Consider the following 21844-nt stretch of genomic DNA (forward strand, 5'->3'; position numbering starts at 1 on the left):
ACGGCGCGCGGCCCTCGCGGCGTTCCGTGGTGACGGCGACCGGTGCCTCGGCTCTCGCTGCCGGGCTCACCGCCGCCTCCGCCGGGCCCGCGACCGCGCTGAGCCCTGCCACCGCACCCGCGACGGCGCCGGCCGCGGTGCCGCCCGGCGTCGACCGCAAGGCGTACACCACGGTCGCCCGCGCCATCGCCGTCTACGACGAGCACGACAAACCCCTCGTCCCGACGTACGTGAAGGCCATCGAGAACGGCCTGCCCGCCAGCCGGGCGAAGGCAACGAAGCGGGTGCTGATCGTCGGCGCCGGACCGGCCGGCCTCCTCGCCGCCGACCTGCTCAACCGGGCGGGCCACGACGTCGTTGTGATCGAGGCGAACGGCAACCGCGTCGGCGGCCGTATCAAGACGTTCCGCAAAGGCGGCCACGAGAACGGGAAGCAGCCCTTCGCCGACCCCAAGCAGTACGCCGAAGCCGGGGCCATGCGGCTGCCCGACAGCCACCCGCTCCTGATGGCACTGCTCAAGAAGCTCAACCTCGCGCTCCAGGAGTTCTACCTGGTGGATGTGGAGGTCGGCGACCCGACGAAGCGGGCCAACCGCACCTGGATCCAGGTCAATGGCATCCGCATGCGCCGGGCCGACTACGAGAAGAACCCCGAAAAGATCAACGACACCTTCGGAGTCACGGGCCCCAACCGCACCAAGACCGCCGCCGCCATCCTCGCGGCTGCCCTCGAACCCGCACACCGGCTCGTTCGCGGCAAGGAAGGCACGGCCCTGGTCAACGGGTGGGTCAAGGTCCTCAAGAGGTACGGCAACTGGTCCATGTACCGCTACCTCACCGAGGTCGCCAAACTCGACACCAGGACCATCGACCTCATCGGCACCATCCAGAACCTGACCTCACGGCTGCATCTCTCCTTCACCCACAGCTTCCTGTCCGCCGCGCTGATCGACCCCAAGACCAAGTTCTGGGAGATCAAGGGCGGCACGGCACGGCTCGCCGACGCGCTCTACGCGCCCGTGAAGGGCAAGGTACGGCTCGACAGGCGCGCTGTACGCATCGAACGCCACGGCGGCAAGGTCAGGGTGCACACCGTTTCCGAGGAGTGCCAGACCGGCGAGGGCGGTGTCACGGAGGTCTTCGAGGGCGACGAGGCGATCATCACCGTCCCCTTCTCCGGACTGCGCCACGTGCCCTTCGACCCTCCGCTGACCTATGGCAAGCGCCGGGCCATCACGGAACTGCACTACGACGCCGCGACCAAGGTGCTGCTGGAGTTTTCCCGCCGCTGGTGGGAGTTCACCGAGGAGCAGTGGAAGCAGGCCCTGAACTCCATCGAGGACAAGCTCTACGACAAGTACAAGGCGGGCCAGGTCAAGGACGGCAAGTACCTCGGCGCGCACAAGTCCGTCAAGGATTTGGGGGTGACGATCCCCGACGAACTCAAGAAGTGCTACGCCTCCTTCCGCCCCGTCACGAGCGGCGAACCCGAAGCCGCTCACACCCGCGGCGGCGGCTCCGTGAGCGACAACGCCAACCGCTTCGTGTACTTCGAGCACTCAGGCGGTGCGGAAGTCGGCGAGGGAGGCATCACGCTCGCCTCCTACAGCTGGTCCGACGACGCCCTCAAGTGGGACGCGTTCGCTGACGGCGAGCGCTACCTGCGCGCGCTCGCCGGACTGCAGGAGATCTACGGCCGCCGCTGCGAGGTCTTCTTCACCAACAAGTGCAAGACCCAGTCGTGGATGCGTGACCACTACGCCTATGGCGAGGCATCCGTGCTCTTCCCGGGCCAGCACGCGGAGCTGTTCCCCGACATCCCCACCTCTGAAGGGCCACTGCATTTCGCGGGGGACCACACCTCCATCAAGCCCGCCTGGATCGAAGGCGCCCTCGAATCCGCCGTCCGGACGGCATTGAAGGTCCACACAGGCTGACAGGGGCGCAGGGCCGCTGCAACGCCCAGCCCTCGATCTTGAACGTACGGTCCCATGAGAAGGGGCGTCCAAGACCGGTCATCATCCACTGATCGTGGACTGATCTTGGACGCCCAGCCTCCTCCCGGACGACGCCCTCGGGCTTGACCGTATGGATCGGGACCAACCAAGCCCGCATCGCGCGTTGGGCACCGCCCTGACGCGCGATCGTGGCGACCAACTCGTCCGCACCACACCGGCTGTCCGGGCTCGCCCGCGCATCCACCGGGGGCATGTTACTGGGCGAGCCATGCGCCAACGGCAGCCGTCGCCCTCTCGCTACGCCGTCCCGGAGAACAGCTTCTGGAGCTTGCGCGACATCCACTGCCCGGCAATCACACGGGTGCCGAACTGCTCGCGACCGTCAGCCGATTCCGAATACGGCCGTAGCGGCTCGATCGTGGCGTCGTGGTTGGGGAGGTAGAAGAAGGGGATGGTGACTCGGGAGGAGCTGTCGCCGCGTTCGGGATTGATGACGCGGTGCATCGTGGAGACCCAGCGGCCGCCGGTCCAGAGCGCCATGAGGTCGCCGATGTTCACGACGAAGCTGCCGGGGATGGCGGAGCCTGGAGAGCCGGCGCGACCAGTACCCGACCGTCGCCGCCAACAATTACATCGCCGATGACGACTGGGATGCCAGCTTCGCGGCTGGGTTGGAGTTCCTTCTCGACGGTATTGAGTCGCAGACGAAGGGCTGAGACCCGTTCTGTGGGGTGAGGCGGGTCGGGCATTCGTCACGGCAGGGGGCTGCGGCAGGTCCGATGTTGTCGGCGACCTGCCCCCCACCGGCCGGTTGGCGAACGCGCTGCGTACGCCCTGGTGCCGGCCGCCGTCCCCGCGCTGCTCCTTCCCACGGCCCGTGTCGAAGGCTCACGTCATGCTGCAAGGCTCACGTCATGCCGCGCACCGTGTCACGCAGGCGCCGGGCCTCGTCGATGCGCTTCTCGTAGGTGGCCCCGAGCAGCAGCAGGAGCAGCCCGGCCGCGGCCAGCGGCGCCCAGCGGGGGAGAAGACCGAGCACCTGGAGCACGGTCGGGGCGAGTTCGTGCAGCCCGACCATCACGAGTACACCGCCGCCGACGACCAGCGGGGCCTGCAGGCGCGTGCGGACTCCGACAACGGTGGCGAGCAGGGCCGCCGCGCCCAGGATCAGCGGGCGCACCCAGTTCTCGTCGTTCCACGCGGCGGCGAGGCTGGGGAGCATGGTCGCGGTCAGCCCCGCGCCGTAGGCGGGCCAGGAGCCCGTCCCCGGGATGCTCCTGCGGCGGCGGTGGCCGATGACCAGTGCAGCCGCGGTGACCGGGAGTGTGTACGCCTCGGGAGAGGAGACGCCCGCCAGCGCGAGGCGCACCCAGGAGGAGGCGATGAGCAGGGCGGTTCCGGCGAGCGCGGCGCGGCGGCGGTCCGGGCGCAGCGCGAGGGCCAGGCCTGCGATTCCGGTCACGGCGAGGGCGAGGCTCAGCGCACCGGGGTGAGGGATCGTCAGGGCGAGGGCGGTTGCCGCAAGGGCGTACCCCGTGGCCTCGACGGCCGTGGAGAGCCGATCGCGCCCCGGGATGCGGTGCCAGGCCGCTGCGGCACCGGCGGCGGCGACCGCGACCGCGAGTACCGCGAACGCCGTGACATGTGCGGGCAGGTCGGCGCTGATCCCCGCGGCGACCGCCTCGACGCCCAGGGCGAGGACGGCGAAGGCGCCTGCCACACACGCTGTGGCGCGCTCGGCGGGCCGGGCTGTCGGCGCCGAAAGGACGTGGGCGAGTACGGCGGCCGCCGCGGCGAAGGTACCCCACACCGCGAGCACGGCGGACCGGTCGGCCGACGACCACAGCAGGGCGAGGCCACCGGTGGCGGCCGGCGCCAGGAGCCGCGGTATGAATGCGGCCCCCCGTCGGCGCACGACGTCCACCGCCAGGGCGATGGCCGCCACGGCGGCGGCCGCCAGCACCCACCCGTACGGCAGCCCCAGCGCCACCGGCAGCAGGAGCAGCGCGGGGACGGCCGCCAGTGCTGCGGCGTTGCGCAGCGCGTTCGCCAGTTGGTCCGGGTGCCGGTCGCCGACGGCTCGGGCACGCACTACGGCCGTGGCGGCCAGGGCGGAGGCGAACAACCAGAGCACGAGCAGCGGCGCGGTCGCGAGCCCCCAGCTCCACGACGACGCGTGACCGTCGCGCCAGAGCGCCACACCGGCGACGAGGGGCTGGATGAGGGCCCGCGCGAGTTCCGGCAGAGCCACAACACCGGACGACAACAGGATGGTGGAGGCGGCGAACAGCCCTCCCACCGCAGCCGCGGCTTCGGACGGCGGTGCGGAGGGCCCACCCGTCGCGGACTTCGCCCAGCGGCCGCTCCACGCGCACAACACCGCCGCGCACACGGCGATGAGCGCCGCCGGTGCCGCGTATCCGACCACGGCCCAACCCGAGGGCATGACGTACCGCAAACCGGCACCGATGGCCACGATCAACGCCACGACGGCCACGCCCTCGCCGGCGGTGCGCAATGCGAACGGCAGCGTGCGGAAGCCGCGGCACAGTGCCATGCCGAGCAGCACCAACAGACCCAGCGGCACCCAGGTCCGCACCACCTCGACCGGCGAGGGAGCGATCACCGCGTACCCCGCAGCGAGCACCCCGCCCAGCAGCGCCCCTCCGCCGCTGACCGCTCGGGCTGCCACCACCATGGCGGTGGCGGCCCGTTCGCCGCCCAGCCGGTCGCTCAGCGCGGCGTGTCCGGCGTTGGCGCGTGCCGTGAGGGCGTACAGGGCCGCGAAGTCCACCGCGGCCGTGGCGATCAGCGCGGTCGCGTAGTCCTCGACCGTTCCGCCCAGGGCGGCGGTGCCCAGGAGGCCGGGCAGCCATGCCATCAGGAACCCCACGGGCAGCGGGAGACGGAGCCGCTGCCACCAGCCGTAGACCGCCGCTCCCACCGCCGTCAGCGTGGTCAGCACGGCCCAGTAGCCCGCCGTCCCGACGCGGTCCAGGCCGCCGAGACCGGCCTCCCGGGCGGCGTAGCCGTCCAGGAGCACCAGGGCGAGCCCCACCGCGGCCGACGCCTCGGCGGTGGCCGTGAGCTGCCGCCGCCGGAGCGGACGGGGCAGTACGAGCGCGCACGCGGTCAGCGCGAGGAGTACGGCGGCCCGCCCACCGATACCCAGCCGTCCCCAGCTCACCACGGTGAACACCAGCGCGGCCACAACCACCAGCACTCCGCCGACGATCAGCAGCGCGGTCCGGGCGGACGGAGCCGAGATCTCCCGCCCCGAGGCGATCGCCGCACCGCTGCCCCCGCCCACGGGAGCGATCACCGGCATTCCCGCGGATGCGGCCACCGGTATCCCCGTGGGTGCGTCCCGGCGTACCCGCAGCGCGGCCAGCAACTCGTCGTGCCGCTGCGCCAGCCACTGCCTGCGTGCGTCCAGTGCGCTCAACTCTCCTGCGACCTGCCACAGCGCGAAGGCATCCGGCCCGGTCAGAGGCAGTAGGCAACGGCCGCACCGAGCGGGCGAAGGCGACCCCAGAGGCATTCCGCAGTCCGGGCACCCCGGCGATTCCATGCGCATGGCGCGAGTATGCGCAGCCCTGTCGGCCACGGGCTTGAGTACGCGTACTCAAAGTCGCTGCTGCCGACCGAGCTGCATCAGGCGGGGAAGCCGGACCGGTCGCGGGCGGCGATCGACGGCCGGCACCGGCAGGCACGTCGGGGCGGCTCAAAGGCGGCCCGAGCCCGGTCGACGGTGCCCGACCGCCCCCACCGCATCCCTCCCACAACACGTAGGCGGGTCAGTCCTCCAGGGCAGCTGCCAGGCGGTCGAGGTCGGTGAGGAGTGCCGGCAGGCGCTGTGGCGGGATCGCCTCGACCATGCGCTGTTCGATGGCATAGACGGCGTCCTGGACCGTGGCCAGACGTCGGTGGCCCTCCTCCGTGAGGTGGGTGGGGCGGGCGCGCCCGTGGTCAGCGGTGGCGGGGCGGGTGATCAGTCCCGCTTCCTGCAGGCCCCGCAGGACGACGTTCCCGGACTGGCGGGTGACGAAGGTCGCGCGGGCGAGGTCGGCGTTGGACATACCGGGGTGCAGGGCCAGGAGTTCGAGGGTGGCGTATTGCGGGACGGTGAGCCCGTGCGCGCGCAGGACCTTGTCCATGGCGCCGCGGAGGGCCGCCTGCGCCCGTTTGATCAGGTATCCCACGTGGTGGGTGACGTCTGTCGCGGGGTGGGGTGGCTCGGTGGGCGCGCTCTCTTCCATGTCAGCATTTTGACATAGGAGTGCCGGCCCCCTAGCCTCGCGTATGTCAATGTTTTGACATACGAATGGAGGAAGTACTCGTGCCTGTAGCCATCGACGGCCCTGACTTCGTTGCCCTGCAAGTCCGTGATGTGGACGCCGCGGCCGCCTTCTGTGAGCGGCATCTGGGCCTGCGCCGGGCCGCGGTCTCACCGCCGCATGCGGTCGTGTTCGACACCAAGCCGACCCCGTTCGCCGTCCGCGAGCTCCTCCCGGGCATCGACCTTGCCGACGCCGCACGACCCGGCCTCGGCGTGGTGCTCTGGTTCCGGACTTCCGACGCTCACCAGCTCCACGACCAACTCGCGGCCGCCGGGATCAAGATCCTCACCCCGATGGCGAACAGCCCCTTCGGGCCGATGTTTTCCTTCGAGGGCCCAGAGGGCTACACGCTCACCGCACACGGAGGCTGACCGCGACCGCCGATCCGGCTCCGCCGGCTCTCCCCGGTCCGTGGGCCGGCGGGGCCGAGGTGCCGTCCCGGCCAGGGATGGTCCGGTCGACTGCCTCCTCGACCAGGATGGGATCGGGGACGATCCCAAGGCCGCGGCGCAACGTCGCCGGCTCGTTGACCTCGTAACTCTTCGGCGCCAGAGCCCCCAGCCGCTCGGCCGGCTCCTCGTTGAACGCCACGGTCTCATCGGCCGTGTCCTGGGCGATAGTTGGGAGCTTCATGACCTGGTCATGCCAGGTCTCGCGAGCTGGGCGCATGTGGTCGGCGCCCTGTTCGGGGCGCTTGGGGCGCGCGGCTCGACGAGCGGTGCGATGAGTTCGACGCACCTGTTCTCACGGTCGCCAGAGGCGCTCACCCGGGAAGCACCGGGGTAACGCCGGCCGGGTACTGTCACCGGGCAACCGCGCGAGAGGAAGATCCGCCTGTGAACCTGGGCATCATCGGACAGGCTGCCGGGCTGTTCGCCGTCACCAACATTGACGACATCCTCATTCTGTCCCTGTTCTTCGCCCAGGGCGCCGGACACCATGGCGCCGCCCGCCGGATCGTCATCGGCCAGTACCTCGGCTTCGCCGCCATCCTCGTCGTCGCCGTCTCCGCCGCATTCGGCGCCACTTTTCTGCCCGAGGCGGTCATCCCCTACCTCGGGCTGCTGCCCCTCGCACTCGGCCTCAAAGCGGCCTGGCAGGCGTGGAAGCACCGAGACGATGAGGACGACGAGCAGGAGGCCACGGGTAGCGGCCCGAAGGCCCTGGAGGTCGCGGCGGTGACCTTCGCCAACGGAGGCGACAACATCGGCGTCTACGTCCCCGTCTTCGCCACCACCGGCGTCGGCGGCATGAGCGTGTACGCGATCGTCTTCCTGATCCTGGTGGGCGTGTGGTGCTTCGCGGGCCGGTTCTTCGCCACCCGGCCCGTCATCGCCAAGGCGCTCAGCCGGTGGGGCCACATCCTGCTGCCCCTGGTCTTGATCGCCATCGGCCTGCTCATCCTCGTCGAGGGCGGCGCTTTCGGCTTGTAAGGACGGCCGCCCCGGCGACCCGGCTCCTGATCGCTGTCAGCTGCTGAAGGAGGGCGAGAAGGGCGTCGACCGGGCACCGAGGCCGCGATGAAGGGCTACCGCGTCCACTACACGCTCGCGACGAAGCTGGTCAACGAGCCGGCCGCGACCCGCCGACGAGAACCAGCCGAACCAGACGATCGCCCGCTACGGCTGCGTCGATCGCCTCCGCATCGCGCTGCCGATCTTGACGTGAGCAACGAGGGGGTGAGGAACATCGGAACGAAAACCAGTGCTAAAAGATTGTTGCATGTGGGTAGAGCGAGTGATCGAACTGACCGGGTGGGAGCCACTCGGGATCTCCGTCGACTGGGCGGCGATCGAGGGAGAGCTGGGGGTTCCGCTGCCGGCGGACTACAAGGAGCTCTACGAGGCGTTCGGCGGCGGAGTCTTCAGTGATTCCGTCTACTTTCTGGGGCGCGACGAGGGCGTCTCGTTCGACTTCCTGACACAGTGGCGGGTCTCCCTGTCGGTCGACCAGGACAGCAAGTTCGGGAACGTCTCCGCTGTCGATCCCTATACGATCTACGCGCCGGGCGGCAAGGGGCTGGTTGAGTGGGGCTCCACCGAATGGGCCGACGAGTACTGCTGGCTGATCGATGCCGAGCGGCCGGGCGATTACCCCGTCCTTGCACGGTCCGATGACGGCGGCGCCTGGAACCGGTACGACATGTCCACCTCTGAATTCCTCTACCGCGTCCTTGCCGATGCCGATTTTCAACCTTTCGGGATCGCGCAGTACGACCTCGGCACGACGTTCAAGCCCGGCTCCGGCGACCCCTTCGATGGCCAGCCGCTCTGACGGGGCCTGCTGTCTCACGTTCGCGGACACGACAGTGCCGTCGTTTCTCATCGAGATCCGTGAGCCGGATCCGTGACCCAGATCCGTGAGCCAAGTGATCACCAACTGCCTTCGGAACCGGTCGCCACACGCTGTTCCCGGAGATCAAGGAAGCCAACCGGGCCTGTGAACGCGGCGTGCAGACGCGTCTGAGGGGTGTGCCGTAGCTGGTGGTCATGGGACAACTCATAGGCACAGCCACGGACCGCATGGCGGCAGATGCTCGTGACTACGCATCCTCGATGCCCCGCCGCAGGAGCTCGTCCTCCACTGCGGAGAGCTTCTTGCGCCAGTCACGGGCGGCCTTGGGGTTACGGCCCATGCGCCGCGCTACGGCGTCCTGAGCGCGCTGGGCAGCAAAAGCTCGGCGCTCACGCAGCTGCTCGACGGTGAGGCCGGGGAGATCGGCGTGCCAGTTGTCGTAGAACTTCGAGCGACTCATGGCTCCAGGGTGCCGCCAACAACTACCCGGTTGCTTTGTAATTTCGGCACCACCGGCGGACTTGATCGGGCGGAATGCCCCGGTGCCGGTGCCGGTGCCGGGGCCGGGCAGTGAAGGTAGCCGACCCGTCGGAAGACAGAGTTCGTCAACGGCACAGCGACAACTCCGGCGGGCCACCCTCCACCGACGCTGCTGACGTCAAGCGGACCTTTGGTTCGAGCCCACCGCCGGGCACAAACTCCCTGCCCAGGCGGGGGAGGGGCTGGTGCCTGGCTTGATCATCCAGACAGGTCTTGTGCGCCGGTCGATGCGTCCGACGCGTTCTGGCCCCACGAGGTAGATCGGACCGGTGGGCCGGGCAGAGCGCCATTTGGCTTCGTTCACTTCAAGCAGTAATGAACGAGGAGGGCTGGATTGCGTGGTACGGAGCGGCTGATCAACAGCGATGCCGTTCAACGGCATTGCCACTCAACGGCGTTGTCGCTCATCGACGATGCCACTCAACGACGATGCCATACGAGTGTGTAGCGCCAGAACAGCCGACGGCGCAGTCGTGCGCCGGGCAGGACCGCATGCGCCTCGCGGATGATGTCGGGGAAGCTCATCTCCGCTGGTCGGGTCCGGGCCGTCATCGAGGCCGGACGAGGTGCTGTGCGGCCCCTGTTCTTGAGCCAGCCCGTGGTGGCGTTGAGCGGCATGGCAACGGCTCCCAGCAGGTGGTCGCCTGGAGTCGTCGGGCGCGACAACCCAAGAATCACGAGGGTTCCGCCGGGCGCCAGGTGCTGGCGGAAGGCGGTGAGAGCGTCGGTGAACGGCAGATGGTGGACCGCGGCGACGCACGTGATGACGTCATAGGCGTCTGCGGGTATCCCGGTCAGCGCGTCTGTAGCGGTGAAGGTGACGGGAGTGGCCGGAGGGGTGAGCTCCTGTGCCTTGGCGACGATCTCCGGGTCGGAGTCGATAGCGTGCACCACGCCGGCGCGCCGGGCCAACAGCCTGGCCAGGTCGCCACTGCCGGAGCCGACGTCCAGGGCGCTGTCGAAACGCCGGGGGAGTTGTCGCAGGATCCAGCGGTGGTAGTGGGCGTTATGGTCCCAAGGGTGAGCGGCGTTGAACCGCTCAAGGCCCCGGAGGACGGAGTCCGGCAATGGCGTCATACCGCCATTCCATCAAGATCCTGGTGACGGTGTCCCCTTGATGGCAAACGACTGGGTTCTGCTGCGTAGACGCCCCGATGGGATGAGAGGGGCTACCTGCCTCCCGTGAGGGCGGCGGCCCATCGAGCGGGGACGGCGGAATTGGCCGGCCCCGGTGGCCGGGTGACGTGCCGCTGCTCGCGCTGTGCCGCGCCGCGCCGCGCCTCCAGATCCGTCCTCTCTACAAGGGAGCCAGGGAGCCAGGGAGCCAGGGAGTCACGCAGCCAGGGAGTTACGAGTTAGGAGTTACGGAGTCAGGGCGATGTCAGTGCCGGCCAGTAGTCTCGCCTCATGAACCTGAAAGGCCGTGATATCGCGCTCGCCGGCACCTTCCACGCCCTCGGACCGGGCGAGGCCGAGCGACGTCTGGAAGCCGCGGGCGTGCACGTAACGGACGAGCTCACGCCCTCGACGGCTGCGATCTTCATAGGGCAGGAGACATCGAGCGACAAGGGCAGCGAGGCGTACGCCATAGGCATACCGAGGTACGACGAAGCGGCCCTCCTCGCGGCGCTCGCGGAGCTTGAGGAGCCGCTGAGCCGGACCCCTGAGCCACCAGCCCCTTTCATCCACCCCGCAGCACTTGCCACGGCCGGCCCGGCGGAGCTGGAAGAGATGCTCAGGGACGCCGACTGGTCGGCGTTCGTGCCGGCCCGGGACCTCCCGCCGCTGCGGGCTCGGCTGACGGACCTCGAAGGCAAGCACGGTGTCACCCCGGCGCACCGACTGGCCACGGACATGATCCGCAAGCGGGGCACGATGCTGAGCCGCCCGTACGGACACCGGTCGCCGATCACCGCATTGGCGCTCAGCCCTTCCGGCAGCCATCTGGTCACCGGCGACTGGGGCGAGGGCGAAAGCGGCACCGCGCAGGTCTGGGAGGTCGCGACCGGGCAGTGCGTCAACGTCCTGAAGCGGATCGACGGCGGCATCGGCTGGGACGGCCATGCGCGCACCATGCAGTGGTCGGCCGACGGCCTGCACCTGGGCATGGCCTTCCGCACCAACGCGATCGGCGTGTGGGACCCGTTCGGCGAGTCCTTCGAGCCACGCGCGGAGGCCCAGGTGACCAACGGCGCCTCCCGCCCGCCGGCCTGGGCGCTGCATCCCGATGGGCACAGCGCTTACGTCGCGACGGGCAACAGCGACCCGGCCGGTGTGCAGGGCTGCCTCCCCCCGCTGGAGCACGGCGTCCTGTTCTGGCTGGCTGAGGAAGCCGAGGTGCCGCACGAGCACATCCTGGCCAAGGGACCCGTGCCGGCGAGCGTCCGGGAATCCTTCGGGGAGGAGCTCTGGGTCGACCAGTCGCCTGCCTGGTCCCCCGACGGAAGCCGGCTGTACGTCGCCAACCGCTCCGAAGCTTTCGTCGTCGACGTCTCCACGGGCGCCCCACTCTGGTGCACAAGGGTCTCCTGGCTTGCCGAGTGGAGCCCGGACGGACGGTTCCTCGCCCATATCCACAACGGGCTGCTGCACTTCCGCGACGCGGCCACTGGCCACCCGGTCACCGATCCCGCACCGACCGCCGGTTCGCGCTGGGACCTGTCGCTGCATTGGGGCATGCGCGGTGACAGGGCCCGGCTCGCCGCCGTACTGAGCGAGGAGGCGGCCGAGCCCGGCGTGGCGGTCTACGACGACGGGCGGCTCACCCACCGACTGGCCGTCACCCCCGCGGAGACATCGCCGGCCCGCGAGAACAAGGACTTCGCGGTATGGGCATGGGCGCCGTCCGGAGACCGGGGAGCTGTCCTCACGGCAGCGGGGCACATCGAGGTCTGGTCGTTGGGCGACGGCGAGCCGCGGCGACTGCGCACGCTGGTCGCCCCGGCCGGTACGCAAGGCGTGCTGTGGAGCGTTGACAACGTGATCGTCGCGGTGGGCGAGAAAATCCTGCGGTTCCTGCGGGCCGACAGGGACGAAATCGTGGGCGACCATGCGTTTCTTCGGGAAGCGGACGCCGAGCTGCCACTCCATCCGGATTATGTCTACGACCACTTCGACGGCCGGATCCTTGCGCTCGACGATCACACCTGGTGCCTGCCCGTCGAACCGGACACGGCGATCGGGCCACCCGACCGCCGCGCCGACATCGAAGCACGGGTGGCCTGGATCGTCGACCGGCGCTTCGCCTTGCCGCTCCGCTGGGGCCGGTTCGACATCTGGCCGGACGCGGCAACCGCGCTCGCCCATCTCCGGACGACGTCACCGGACGCCCAGACACTGCGACGAGCCGTCAGGTAGACGGCCGGACAGGCACCTGTCACTGAAGCCTGGGGGTGCGGGTTCCCGCTGCCCAGGGCCCGAAGGGGTGGCTGGAGGCGACCAATCCGTGTCCCCGACCAGGAAGGCGGAAGGCATCTCCGGTGAGAGGGCGTTGTGTGCAGCCCCCTACGCCGACGTTTCCTCGTTCGGCGTCATGGCGAGGTCCTGGTGTGTCATGCGCTGGTGTTACCCGCGGGTCCTGCATCGGCAGTTCGGCGCGTCCAGAGGCTGAGATCGCTGCTTGTGGCGACCGCCAAGGTGCGTCCGGACGGCGAGAAACCTGCGGTGCGTAGTTCCGAGTAGTGGGAGTCGAAGATGTGCCACCAGCGTTCGCCATGCGGTCCGCTGTGCGGCATTCCTCCGTCCGTGGAGAGCAGAACCCGGTGGTGAGGCCATTCGGGGCTGACGACTTCCAGGCTCCAGCCGTCGGAAGTGGTGGTGTGGAGGCCGCCTCCGAAGAGTCCGGCGATGCGCACTCGGGTCCCGGCGAGCGGCCCGAGTCCAGGGCATGAGAGGTCGGGCACCGCGTCCGGGGTGCTGCCGTCAAGATCGGGGTCGCGATCCCTGGCTATCTTTTCTCCGGTGACGCCGTCGAAGAGTCCGTGCCCGTTGGCCGAGACCACCATGACCAGGTCGTGGCCGGTGTCAGGAGCGACGCCGAAGCCGATGCCGAGCAGGCCGCCAATGGGGTTTCGCCGACTCAGGACCGGATGCCAGGGAGAGGGCGGAGACGTCTCGGAGACGGTGAGGAACCGTTCTCGCAATTGCTGCTGGTAGTCAGAGATCAAGGTGCTTCCTCACGTTCAGCCGGACCCTTGGCCGGCTCAAGGCGGTGCCGGGCTTCGAGCCGGATCTGCTCGAACGTATCCTGCGTGATCTCCAAGACTCAGCGTGAGGCGCCCTCGGCAGATCGGCAGATCGGCAGAGGCGCTGGCACCGGCCCGTGACATGCCGCTCGTGCAACGCGCGGACCGTCCTGGCGCGGGACCGGCAGGCTCCAACCCGCCCAACCGCACTCCAGCCCGGGGTCGGTGGCCGTGGCGGGGCTACGGTCACGGCGCTGGCCCTGCGGCGGAAGCCGATTGTCAGTCCCGTTACGTAGGCTTCCGAACATGGTGCCTAAGAGCTTTTACGACCTGGCGTTTGGCGTGCCTCCCGGCGGAGCCAGGAAGGACGCGCACTTCATCTGCGGCAGTCTCGACGAGGCCGTGGCCGCTTTGGACTCCGAACTCGCGGAGTCCAGCAACGTATGGCTGCTGTTCAACTACGGCCACGGTGCTGATCTGACCCTGGACGTGTATCAGCGGGGCGAACGAGTACGTTCGATCGATCTTCACCCCTTCATCACGATCCGAGTCGACGGCTACCCGGACATCACCTTCCGCGGACCGGGCAAGCCGACTGGCTACGCCGACGGCGCGGATGATCCAGAAAAGGTGAGGATGGAGCTTGCCGACGGAATATCCACCGGCGACTTCGACGACAGGATTGAGGCCGCTGTGGACTGGGACAGTGTTCCCGTCCCGCCGCTCGTGGGTGATATCGCGCAGGACGGTGACTACGTCATGCTTGGCGACGGCCCTCTCGACGACCTTGATGCCCTTGATGACCTCGACGAGGACGAGTTGGTGGACGAGCTGATCGAGCGGGGCTGGGTCGAGTACGGGGACCACGATTTCGAAGCATGAGCCGGAACGGGCAGGACCGGCCTCGTACTTCACCATGGACGCTGAGGTTCGTAGTTGTCGGGTTGTTGGTGGCCGGTAACGGCCATCGCTTCGCTAGCTCGGGCCCGGTGACGCCGTCGCCAGTGGGAGCGGTGGAGCCGGTGGTCCGGATCGTGAACGGGCTGGATGGTCCCGTGGATGAACAGGTGCGGGATCTCAGATCCACCGTTTGACCTGCTGTTCGTCCCGTCCGGCAACGCCCTTGCCGGACGGGGGGAGCTCTTCCACCCGTCATCGTGATCCCGCAATGCGCACCAGCATGGCCAGGGGCCTCGGGCCAGGTGCTTAGCAGCGCTAGAAGCGGGGTCACCGGTACGGCAGTTACAGCGGACCAGCAGTTGATGGTGACCAGGTTGTGTGCCGGTGAGCTCAACTCCCGCCCATGGGTGGCAGCGCAGGCCCTGCGCCCCGGGGTCTGCGGAGCTTTGTTGCCAAGTCTGCACGGGCAGCTTCCTGGTCGGCGTGTTGGGACGGAACTTCCGCTCCGTGATGAGGACTTGGTGATCGCAGGCGGCGGCCAAGGCGTAGCCATTGCGGCAGACTTCCAGAGCCACGCGCAAGTGGGGGATGGTCCCGTAGACCTCGTCGCCGACGCCCCAGGCGGCAGGAGCGAGAGCCTCCAGGGCGCACGTGATCACCGTAATGGCCAGGGCCGGCTTGGTGGCGAAGGCAGTCTCTTCGAGGATCCCTGTTGCCCGGAATCGGTCGTCGCGGTCGTCCCCTATTCCATTCTGCGCTTCGAAAGAATGGCGTGCTCTAAATGCGGGAACGGGGGCGGAAGCATGTTGTTGCGTTGGCGCCCCCGCCCTCGCCCCCTCTACCGCAGCCGCAGCCGCAGTCGTTGCTCGGTGCGAATCGGTACAGGCAATCGGAGTCCCGCTTCGCCGACAGGCGACCGCGCTGGGCGCTCAGGCAGGCGGTAGTCCGCGCTGCTGTGGTCGGCGCGTATGCGCAGGGCGGCGGTCCGCTGAGCCCCAGCGCAACCCCGTTCGGAACAGTCGGAAGTGACAAAGCTCACCCGGCGGGTCCCTTGATGGAATTTCTTTGCTCCGCCGCGTGGATTTCCGGTAATTCCTCTGGATAAGCTCCGCCGGTATCGCTCACGCCGTAAGGAGCTTCAATTGTCGAACCAAGAATCGGCTGGCACTTCAAAATTCGGCGGGCTGGTGCTGCTTGGTGGACCGCCTGGATCTGGAAAATCCACCGTCGCTGCAAATCTGGCCTCGGAGGCTGAATGGCCAACCGTCCACATGCACACCGACACCTTCTATGTATGGATCCGCTCGGGATTCGTCCTGCCGTATCTTCCGGAAGCCGAGCGTCAGAACGAGGTCGTCCAGAACGTGATGATCGATGCTGCATGCGCATACGCAAGCAGCTATGACGTCATCCTCGAAGGCATCCTGGGGCCGTGGATGCTCGAACCGTTCCGCGCCGCGTGCCGGCAGCGTGGCCTCGGCCTCTCCTACATCGTCCTGCGACCGAGTCTGGAGGTGGCGCTTTCGCGGGCCACCCAGCGCGAAGGCCGGCACTTGAAGGACGTCGAACCGATCACCGGCCTGTACGGAGCATTTGAGAACGTCGCAGAGCTCGAGGGCCATGTCGTCGATTCGAGCGTCCAGTCGGTGGAGCAGACCACTGCGGAGATTGCTGCCGGGCTGCGGGCAGGCCGTTTCGTCGTCGGCGCGTAGAGCGAGGGGTCTCTTCAGCTGCGGCCACAGCCCGCAGGCGAAGTGCACAAGCTCACCCGAGTGCGGGTGCGGACACGGCGCCTTGTGGGCGGCCTGAACCGGGGTCGGCTGGAGATCGGCCGGCTGCGGCGGGCCCTGGCCGGGGTATCGCTGCCACGGGTGGTCGACGGCAGATCCGGGCATGAAGAACCGTCACCTCGTCACCCGCTACGAGGCTCCGGAGCGCGTGTGCTCCGGGTCCTCTTGCTTCTGATCCTCGGGAGCGGTGCACGCGCGTACTTGACTCACGGGGGCGCAGGAGGGGACTGGTTACGGGGCATCAGCCACCGTGCCAGTCCCCGACCTGGCTCAGGGGTGTGCGCGTCCCTGGCCAAGAAGGGCACCAGTCCCCGGCAACTGAATGGATGGCAAACGAGAGTGAGGCTAGCCTTACCTAATTAGATGTGGGGAACTCTGCGGAACACGACCAAGGAGTGGGCATGGGAAACCTCAGTGGAAAGGTCGCACTGGTCACCGGCAGCAGCCGGGGCATCGGGCGAGGCATCGCCGAACGCCTGGCCCGGGACGGCGCTCTGGTAGCCGTGCACTACGGCAGCAACGAGGCCGCGGCCGAGGAGACCGCCGCGGCCATCGCCGAGGCCGGTGGCCGGGCGTTCATCGTGGGCGCCGAACTGGGCGTCCCCGACGACGTGGACACGCTCATGACTGGGCTGGAGGCCGGACTGCGCGCACACGGGGAATCGACGATCGACATCCTGGTTCACAATGCGGGACTCAACCTCATGGGGCGACCGATCGAGGTTCTCACCCCTGAGGAGTTCGACCGGATGGTCGCGGTCAACATCAAGGCACCGTTCTTCCTCACCCAGCGGCTGCTGCCACGACTGCGCGACGGTGGCCGGATTATCAACATCTCATCGGTCTCCACCCGTATCGCCTCCGCCCACGGCATTGGATATCCGCTCACCAAGGGCGCACTCGAAGTGTTCGGCCACACCCTGGCCAAGCACCTCGGCCCCCGCGCAATCACCGTGAATTCCGTCGTCGTCGGATTCACCCGCACCGACATGACCGCCGAAGTGCTGGCCGACCCGGCGAACCTGGAGCGCAACATCAGCCTGACCGCCCTCGGCCGGATCGGCGAGATCCCGGACATTGCCGACGCGGTCGCCTTCCTGGCCTCCGACGACGCCCGCTGGATCACCGGCACCAAGATCGACGTCACCGGCGGCGTCAACCTGTAGCAACCTCAACGCGTCCGCGCCGACCCTCGGACATGCCTGCTCTCCGGTTTTCCGTAATTCTTCAGCCGGACAAGGGCCTTGTGAGGCACTCGAACGCCGGGAATGCTGACCCGATGCGGAGTTCCATTGTTCCGCTCGGCGGTGCGGCATTTCTGATTTCGATGGTCCCCGGGCCGAGTACGACTGCGATCCTGCGCCGAGCGGTGATGAATGGCCACAGAAGGGGAATGGCCACAGTTTTGGGGAATGAGTGCGGGGTGCTGCTGTGGGGGGTCTCGCGGCGGCGTTGGGGGTATCCGGTCTGCTGCCGGCCTCGCAGGTCGCCTATGACGCGGTGCGGATTTTCGGCGCCGCGGTACTGGTGCGGATCGGGGACGTCGCCAATCCCAAGGCGGGCGTGTTCGCCGTGTCGTTCCTGTCGCAGTTCGTGCCACAGGGAGCCCCGGCGCTGCCGACGCTCGTCGCCTTCTCGGTGATCTGGGCGATGGTGGACCTGATGTGGTACCTGCCACTGGTCTGGCTGGTCTGGCTGGTCTGGCTGGTCGGCCAGGCGCGCAGCGAGCAGCGCGGGCGGTTACGCGATGCGCCGTGCGCGCGCCGACGGCATGAATGATTTCTGAGGTGGAGTTGGGCGATAGGAGGGCGACCCTGCCAACTTTCTGTGTCATCTACCAGTACGGCGGCCAGACCGGGCGGTGGAGACTTTCTGCCACGACCGCGACTTGGCGAACCTCCCAATGCGGAGGGGGCCGGCGTGGCCGCGTACAGGACGAAGCACACGAGGGGGCGGCACGTGAGCGTGCAGCAGTACGACGAGATCGGCGAGGCGTTCGAGGGGTTCAAGGCCTTGCCGCTGACGCGTTACGGGGAGGTGCCGAGCTTTCTGGGGATGGTCGGGGACGTGAGCGGCAAGTCGGTACTCGACCTGGCGTGCGGCACCGGTTTCTACAGCAGGGAGTTCAAGCGGCGCGGCGCCATGGATGTCCTCGGTGTCGACCTCTCCGTAGAGATGATCGCCGCCGCGCGGGAGATCGAGCGGCGTGACCCGTTGGGTGTGCGCTACGAGGTCGGTGACGTGACCGAACTGCGGGCTCTCGACCGGCGCTTCGACATCGCGACCGGCGTGCAGTGCCTCAACTACGCCGAGGACATCGCGGCGATGGAGCGGATGTGCCGCAACATCCACCGGAGCCTGGTGCCGGGTGGGGAGTTCTTCGTGCTCGCCCAGAAGCCCGACTACCGGTTCGACTGTCTCTCCCTGGAGAAGTACGGGTTCCGTTGCGAACCGACCGGCGAGGAAATCGAGACGGGTCCGCGGGCGCGGGTCACGGCTCTTCTCGACCCGCAGCCGATCAGCATTGTCACCACGGCCCCGCGCCGCGAGGTCTACGAGGAGTGTCTGCGGGCAACCGGATTCAGTGCGGTGGAGTGGGTTCCGCTGCAGGTGTCCGAAGCCGGTATTCGTGAATTCGGCGAGGATTTCTGGGCGGACCTCCTCGCGAAGCCGCCGCTGGAGATGCTGCGCTGCCGTGCCTGACCGGCCAACTGGCAGGACGTCTTGAGCACGGTTCCGCCCTGCGCAAACCCTCGAAGCGGCGCTGAACTCGATGGAGCGGGCCGGACCGGGCCGGGTGGCCAGGGCGATGCCGTCGGCGGTGTCCGGCCGGCCGCTGCACCTCACCTTCAACGGCAGCATCGTCGAGACCGGCACCGACTCCTGCCGCCTGGCGTCGACGCGGGCCCCCGGGCCGAGGAACCCGCCACGGCTGGCTGAGTAGGGCCGGACTCCCGGTGGACGGGGACGGGGCCGGGGGCCGTGCCAAGAGCGGTGCCGGGTGCCTCGGCCGCCTCAGGAGGTGGGACCGCCACCTCGGTCGCCGCCCGGTCCGCCGTAGTGGTCAGCGCGCACACCTGCTTGGCCACCAGGGAGCCACCGATGAGCGCGCCCGCCATCTGGGTTGCGAGCGCCAGGCCCCAGGCCGTACGGCCGTAGCTGCTGGCGACCGCCGGGCCGAGGACCTGGATACCGCCGGCCGCCACCGCGTTGACGAACGCAGAACCGGATCGTGACCGTCCACACGCAGACCCGTGAAGTGAACTCCTGCCAGCCTTCCCGCAGTTCGCCCAGAGGATGGGACGGAGCGGCCGTCCGGATGCGACGGCCTTGGTCTGCACCCGGACGCCGTGGTACGGGAGCGCGCCCGCCGCGAAACCGGCCGCGTCGGCCACGATGCCCCAGCCGGGGCTGCACACCGCCGTGAGCAGGCCGCCGAGCGAGGCGCCAAGGATCCTGTCGGTGTTGACGCCCATCCGTGCCACGGCGTCGGCGGGGCGCAGCTCCTGCGGTGGCACGGTCTGCGGCGTCAGCGAGGCCGAGGCCGGCATGGAGACGGCGGACACCGCGCCGTTGACCGCGCTCAGTACGACCAGCACGGACAGCGATCCGGTGCGCGCCGGTCAGCGGCACCACGGCGACCGCGATCTGAACGGCGGCCGCCGCGAGACGCTCTTAGCCGTCAGTTCATGAGCAGCAGCCGCGTGTTCGGTACGAGCTTGCGGTTCACGCTGGTGCTCTGCACAAAGATCGTGAAGTCGTCGTTGTGGTCGGGCTTGATGCGGACCTCCGAGTCCGGCAGACCGAGCAGGGCTCGGGCCTGCGGTCCCGTGTACACCTGGTCGGACTTCTTCTCCAGGACCGCGATCTGCTTCCGCGCCTGGATCTTTTCCGACTTGCTCAGCTGGTAGAACGCACAACCGGTGCGGTAGGTGTGCCCGGATTCGGTGACCCAGTCGCGGATCGTCGCGTCGCGAGCCACGGGGATCAGCTGGTACTCGGACGATTTCACCGGGGTGAGACCGGCCGCCTTGATGGTGTCCTTGTTGACGGCGTCGGCACCCGTGGAGAACACCGTCCGTGATCCGCGGATGCCCCGCGTGCGGCCCACCATGAATTTCTCGGTTGCCTCCTGGATGACCTGCCCGGCGTCCTCCAGGCCCTGCGTGCTCGTGGCGTCCCAGATGGCGATGTTGTCCTTCGGGAAACCACACTGCATGGCCTCGCGCTTGCCCATCTGGTCCGGCACGAGGACGGCCAGCGTCCAGTTGTCCTGCTGTGTCTCGATCATCTTGGCCACGGCCTGTATCAGTTCGCGCGGGTCCTTGGAGGAGGCGTCCGAGCAGCGGTGGCTTGCGTTCTCCTGCCCGTCGGTCAGTACGAACGTCAGGAAGCTGTGGTCGCCGTAGAGTTGAGCGGTCTGCGCCAGCTCCCGCTGCGACTTCAGCGTGGCCGCCAGCAAGGCCGTCATTCCACCGGCTCGGTACAGCTGCTTCAGGGACGGCATCCGCAGCACGTCCTTGTCGTAGATGACGCACTCCACCTGGCTGGCGAAGACGTACACCGTGACGCGGGTTTCCTGGTCGAGTTCCTTCGATCGGCGGGCCAGGTAGGCAATCTGCTGGTCGGCGACTTCGACGACCTTGCGGCTCAGTTGCGACATGGACGAACTGGCATCCAGTACAAGAGCAACGTGATTGATGTAGTTCTGGTTTCCGGACATAACTGCTCCCCGTTGCTTGCCGAATCGGTACACCGATCCTCTCACCCACCACTGACAATCGATCTTGAAGTCCGGGGCGGAGGCGGGCCCGGGACCCGACATTCCGTGCGGAATCTTCGGGGTCCGGTGCTCTCACACACGCGGCATCAGAGGGCTGTTCCCGGGCCGGAGCCGGCCGGTCAGAACCGGGGTGTCTGCAGGTCAGACGGCAACCGGTCCGCAGGCCGCCGCGGTGCCAGCGAGGCTTCACCAGCGGCATCACGTGCAACCGCACTCCGCAGAGGCGTCATCGAACGGCCGCCTGGTGGTCGCCGGCTACCACCACCGGGGCTCGGCTCGTTGGACGTTGTGACGCACGCTGCCGGGACGGGAGGGGCGGCCCGGACATCCGTCAGGTCAGATGCAGCCGTCCAGTGTCGAGTGGCGGCCATAAGCCAACTCGTGCCCGTCGATCACGACGCCGACCCCGGGCGACAGCAGGGGACGGACGAGCGCCGGCAGCGCGAGCCCGTCCCAGTCGATGCTCACGCGGATGCGCTCGGGGGATTCCTCTGCGATCTCGTACATGTCCTGGGGCAGCACCTCCCAGATCGCGTCGTCGTCCATGCCGTCGTACTGCCCGCCGGGCTCCGGTACGCCGCCGCTCGCCGACATGTCCCGCGCGGACCGCATCGCCGTCAGCCCGGGGACCTCCACCGTCACGAACGGGTCCAGCTCCCTTTCCACCAGGAGCTCCCCGAGGTGGTACACCCTGATCACGAACGCACCACCAGCGGCCCACGACCCCGTACGCACGTAGTAGGCGACGGAGGCATCGAGCTCTTCCAGGCGGCTGCACACCTCAAGGTGCTCCCAGCCGCCGCTGCCCTGCCAGAACGATCCCTCGAACACGTAGAAGCTGTACATGTCGTCCCCCGATGTGCCTCGCGGTGCGCGCGGCTGTGCGCCGTACGCCAGAGTCTGACGGCCCTGCCCACGGCCTGGTTCCGGCGTACGGCCCCGTGCGCAGCCGCAGGGGTACAGGAACGTTCCTCAGTGAGGACTTCGAGAGCCCTCGCGCGCTCATCCTCGCGGTCGGCGACCGAGCTGAAGGCGCTGTTCCGCGGTGCAAGAG

Annotated in this window: 20 protein-coding genes and 1 pseudogene; 11 read left to right on the forward strand and 10 right to left on the reverse strand. The window is 68.5% G+C overall.

Annotated elements, in window-relative coordinates:
- Window positions 1-26 precede the first annotated feature (26 nt).
- Window positions 27-1937, forward strand: a complete 1911-nt coding sequence (locus AC5677_RS40025) for a flavin monoamine oxidase family protein (protein ID WP_497192757.1) — start codon at window positions 27-29, stop codon at window positions 1935-1937.
- 318 nt (window positions 1938-2255) lie between these two features.
- Here the strand turns inward: AC5677_RS40025 and AC5677_RS40030 are convergent, their stop codons facing one another.
- From AC5677_RS40030 to AC5677_RS40040, 3 genes are all read right to left on the reverse strand, one after another.
- A complete protein-coding gene (locus AC5677_RS40030) occupies window positions 2256-2516 on the reverse strand; it encodes a 2OG-Fe(II) oxygenase family protein (RefSeq protein ID WP_497192758.1) in 261 nt (86 codons plus the stop codon).
- 349 nt (window positions 2517-2865) lie between these two features.
- On the reverse strand, window positions 2866-5403 hold the full coding sequence (locus AC5677_RS40035; RefSeq protein WP_497192759.1) for an SCO7613 C-terminal domain-containing membrane protein: 2538 nt from the start codon (window positions 5401-5403) through the stop codon (window positions 2866-2868).
- A 352-nt stretch (window positions 5404-5755) separates the two neighbouring features.
- On the reverse strand, window positions 5756-6217 hold the full coding sequence (locus AC5677_RS40040) for a MarR family winged helix-turn-helix transcriptional regulator (RefSeq protein WP_497192760.1): 462 nt from the start codon (window positions 6215-6217) through the stop codon (window positions 5756-5758).
- Window positions 6218-6297: 80 nt separating this feature from the next.
- Here AC5677_RS40040 and AC5677_RS40045 point away from each other — a divergent pair, with 80 nt between their 5' ends.
- Entirely contained in the window at window positions 6298-6669 is a 372-nt protein-coding gene (locus AC5677_RS40045; protein ID WP_497192761.1) for a VOC family protein, read from the forward strand.
- Here AC5677_RS40045 and AC5677_RS40050 read toward each other — a convergent pair.
- Window positions 6650-6931 (reverse strand): hypothetical protein, encoded by a 282-nt coding sequence (locus AC5677_RS40050; RefSeq protein ID WP_497192762.1) that lies wholly within the window; start codon window positions 6929-6931, stop codon window positions 6650-6652. The genes AC5677_RS40045 and AC5677_RS40050 overlap by 20 nt on opposite strands.
- A 203-nt stretch (window positions 6932-7134) precedes the next feature.
- Between AC5677_RS40050 and AC5677_RS40055 the strand changes: the two genes are divergently transcribed.
- The 3 genes and pseudogenes from AC5677_RS40055 to AC5677_RS40065 all read left to right on the forward strand — a co-directional run bounded on the left by AC5677_RS40055 (window position 7135) and on the right by AC5677_RS40065 (window position 8572).
- On the forward strand, window positions 7135-7731 hold the full coding sequence (locus tag AC5677_RS40055) for a cadmium resistance transporter (protein WP_497192763.1): 597 nt from the start codon (window positions 7135-7137) through the stop codon (window positions 7729-7731).
- Window positions 7732-7803: 72 nt separating this feature from the next.
- Window positions 7804-7945, forward strand: a pseudogene (locus AC5677_RS40060) (IS21-like element helper ATPase IstB); the annotation flags it as partial.
- A gap of 90 nt (window positions 7946-8035) precedes the next feature.
- A complete protein-coding gene (locus tag AC5677_RS40065; protein ID WP_497192764.1) occupies window positions 8036-8572 on the forward strand; it encodes an SMI1/KNR4 family protein in 537 nt (178 codons plus the stop codon).
- A gap of 268 nt (window positions 8573-8840) precedes the next feature.
- On the opposite strand, the gene AC5677_RS40070 is transcribed toward AC5677_RS40065, so the two are convergent.
- Window positions 8841-9053, reverse strand: coding sequence for a hypothetical protein (locus tag AC5677_RS40070; RefSeq protein ID WP_497192765.1), 213 nt, complete (start codon window positions 9051-9053; stop codon window positions 8841-8843).
- A 500-nt stretch (window positions 9054-9553) separates the two neighbouring features.
- On the reverse strand, window positions 9554-10210 hold the full coding sequence (locus AC5677_RS40075) for a class I SAM-dependent methyltransferase (protein ID WP_497192766.1): 657 nt from the start codon (window positions 10208-10210) through the stop codon (window positions 9554-9556).
- A gap of 330 nt (window positions 10211-10540) precedes the next feature.
- Between AC5677_RS40075 and AC5677_RS40080 the strand changes: the two genes are divergently transcribed.
- A complete protein-coding gene (locus AC5677_RS40080; RefSeq protein WP_497192767.1) occupies window positions 10541-12490 on the forward strand; it encodes a WD40 repeat domain-containing protein in 1950 nt (649 codons plus the stop codon).
- 194 nt (window positions 12491-12684) lie between these two features.
- Here the strand turns inward: AC5677_RS40080 and AC5677_RS40085 are convergent, their stop codons facing one another.
- Window positions 12685-13299, reverse strand: a complete 615-nt coding sequence (locus tag AC5677_RS40085) for a hypothetical protein (RefSeq protein ID WP_497192768.1) — start codon at window positions 13297-13299, stop codon at window positions 12685-12687.
- A 324-nt stretch (window positions 13300-13623) separates the two neighbouring features.
- Between AC5677_RS40085 and AC5677_RS40090 the strand changes: the two genes are divergently transcribed.
- The 5 genes from AC5677_RS40090 to AC5677_RS40110 all read left to right on the forward strand — a co-directional run bounded on the left by AC5677_RS40090 (window position 13624) and on the right by AC5677_RS40110 (window position 18710).
- Window positions 13624-14199, forward strand: a complete 576-nt coding sequence (locus AC5677_RS40090; protein WP_497192769.1) for a hypothetical protein — start codon at window positions 13624-13626, stop codon at window positions 14197-14199.
- 1160 nt (window positions 14200-15359) lie between these two features.
- Window positions 15360-15929 carry an AAA family ATPase gene (locus tag AC5677_RS40095; RefSeq protein ID WP_497192770.1) on the forward strand — a complete coding sequence of 190 codons (570 nt, stop codon included), beginning with the start codon at window positions 15360-15362 and terminating at the stop codon, window positions 15927-15929.
- Between the two features lie 479 nt (window positions 15930-16408).
- Window positions 16409-17173, forward strand: a complete 765-nt coding sequence (locus AC5677_RS40100) for an SDR family oxidoreductase (protein WP_497192771.1) — start codon at window positions 16409-16411, stop codon at window positions 17171-17173.
- 265 nt (window positions 17174-17438) lie between these two features.
- Complete coding sequence (locus AC5677_RS40105) at window positions 17439-17786, forward strand: hypothetical protein (RefSeq protein WP_497192772.1); 348 nt, start codon at window positions 17439-17441, stop codon at window positions 17784-17786.
- Window positions 17787-17966: 180 nt separating this feature from the next.
- Complete coding sequence (locus AC5677_RS40110; protein ID WP_497192773.1) at window positions 17967-18710, forward strand: class I SAM-dependent methyltransferase; 744 nt, start codon at window positions 17967-17969, stop codon at window positions 18708-18710.
- Between the two features lie 146 nt (window positions 18711-18856).
- Here AC5677_RS40110 and AC5677_RS40115 read toward each other — a convergent pair whose 3' ends face one another.
- From AC5677_RS40115 to AC5677_RS40125, 3 genes are all read right to left on the reverse strand, one after another.
- Window positions 18857-19606, reverse strand: coding sequence for an MFS transporter (locus AC5677_RS40115; RefSeq protein ID WP_497192774.1), 750 nt, complete (start codon window positions 19604-19606; stop codon window positions 18857-18859).
- Window positions 19607-19689: 83 nt separating this feature from the next.
- Window positions 19690-20730: a vWA domain-containing protein gene (locus AC5677_RS40120; RefSeq protein ID WP_497192775.1), complete on the reverse strand. Its 1041-nt coding sequence runs from the start codon at window positions 20728-20730 to the stop codon at window positions 19690-19692.
- Window positions 20731-21126: 396 nt separating this feature from the next.
- Window positions 21127-21636: a hypothetical protein gene (locus AC5677_RS40125; RefSeq protein WP_497192776.1), complete on the reverse strand. Its 510-nt coding sequence runs from the start codon at window positions 21634-21636 to the stop codon at window positions 21127-21129.
- Between the last annotated feature and the right edge of the window lie 208 nt (window positions 21637-21844).

The organism is Streptomyces sp. JLSY215 (assembly GCF_059682825.1).

What these genes read in the sequence shown, in the direction of transcription:
- AC5677_RS40040 (WP_497192760.1), bottom strand. Translation starts at nt 6,217, where the DNA reads ATGGAAGAGAGCGCGCCCACCGAGCCACCCCACCCCGCGACAGACGTC.
- AC5677_RS40050 (WP_497192762.1), bottom strand. Translation starts at nt 6,931, where the DNA reads ATGAAGCTCCCAACTATCGCCCAGGACACGGCCGATGAGACCGTGGCG.
- AC5677_RS40070 (WP_497192765.1), bottom strand. Translation starts at nt 9,053, where the DNA reads ATGAGTCGCTCGAAGTTCTACGACAACTGGCACGCCGATCTCCCCGGC.
- AC5677_RS40075 (WP_497192766.1), bottom strand. Translation starts at nt 10,210, where the DNA reads ATGACGCCATTGCCGGACTCCGTCCTCCGGGGCCTTGAGCGGTTCAAC.
- AC5677_RS40080 (WP_497192767.1), top strand. Translation starts at nt 10,541, where the DNA reads ATGAACCTGAAAGGCCGTGATATCGCGCTCGCCGGCACCTTCCACGCC.
- AC5677_RS40090 (WP_497192769.1), top strand. Translation starts at nt 13,624, where the DNA reads ATGGTGCCTAAGAGCTTTTACGACCTGGCGTTTGGCGTGCCTCCCGGC.
- AC5677_RS40100 (WP_497192771.1), top strand. Translation starts at nt 16,409, where the DNA reads ATGGGAAACCTCAGTGGAAAGGTCGCACTGGTCACCGGCAGCAGCCGG.
- AC5677_RS40120 (WP_497192775.1), bottom strand. Translation starts at nt 20,730, where the DNA reads ATGTCCGGAAACCAGAACTACATCAATCACGTTGCTCTTGTACTGGAT.
- AC5677_RS40125 (WP_497192776.1), bottom strand. Translation starts at nt 21,636, where the DNA reads ATGTACAGCTTCTACGTGTTCGAGGGATCGTTCTGGCAGGGCAGCGGC.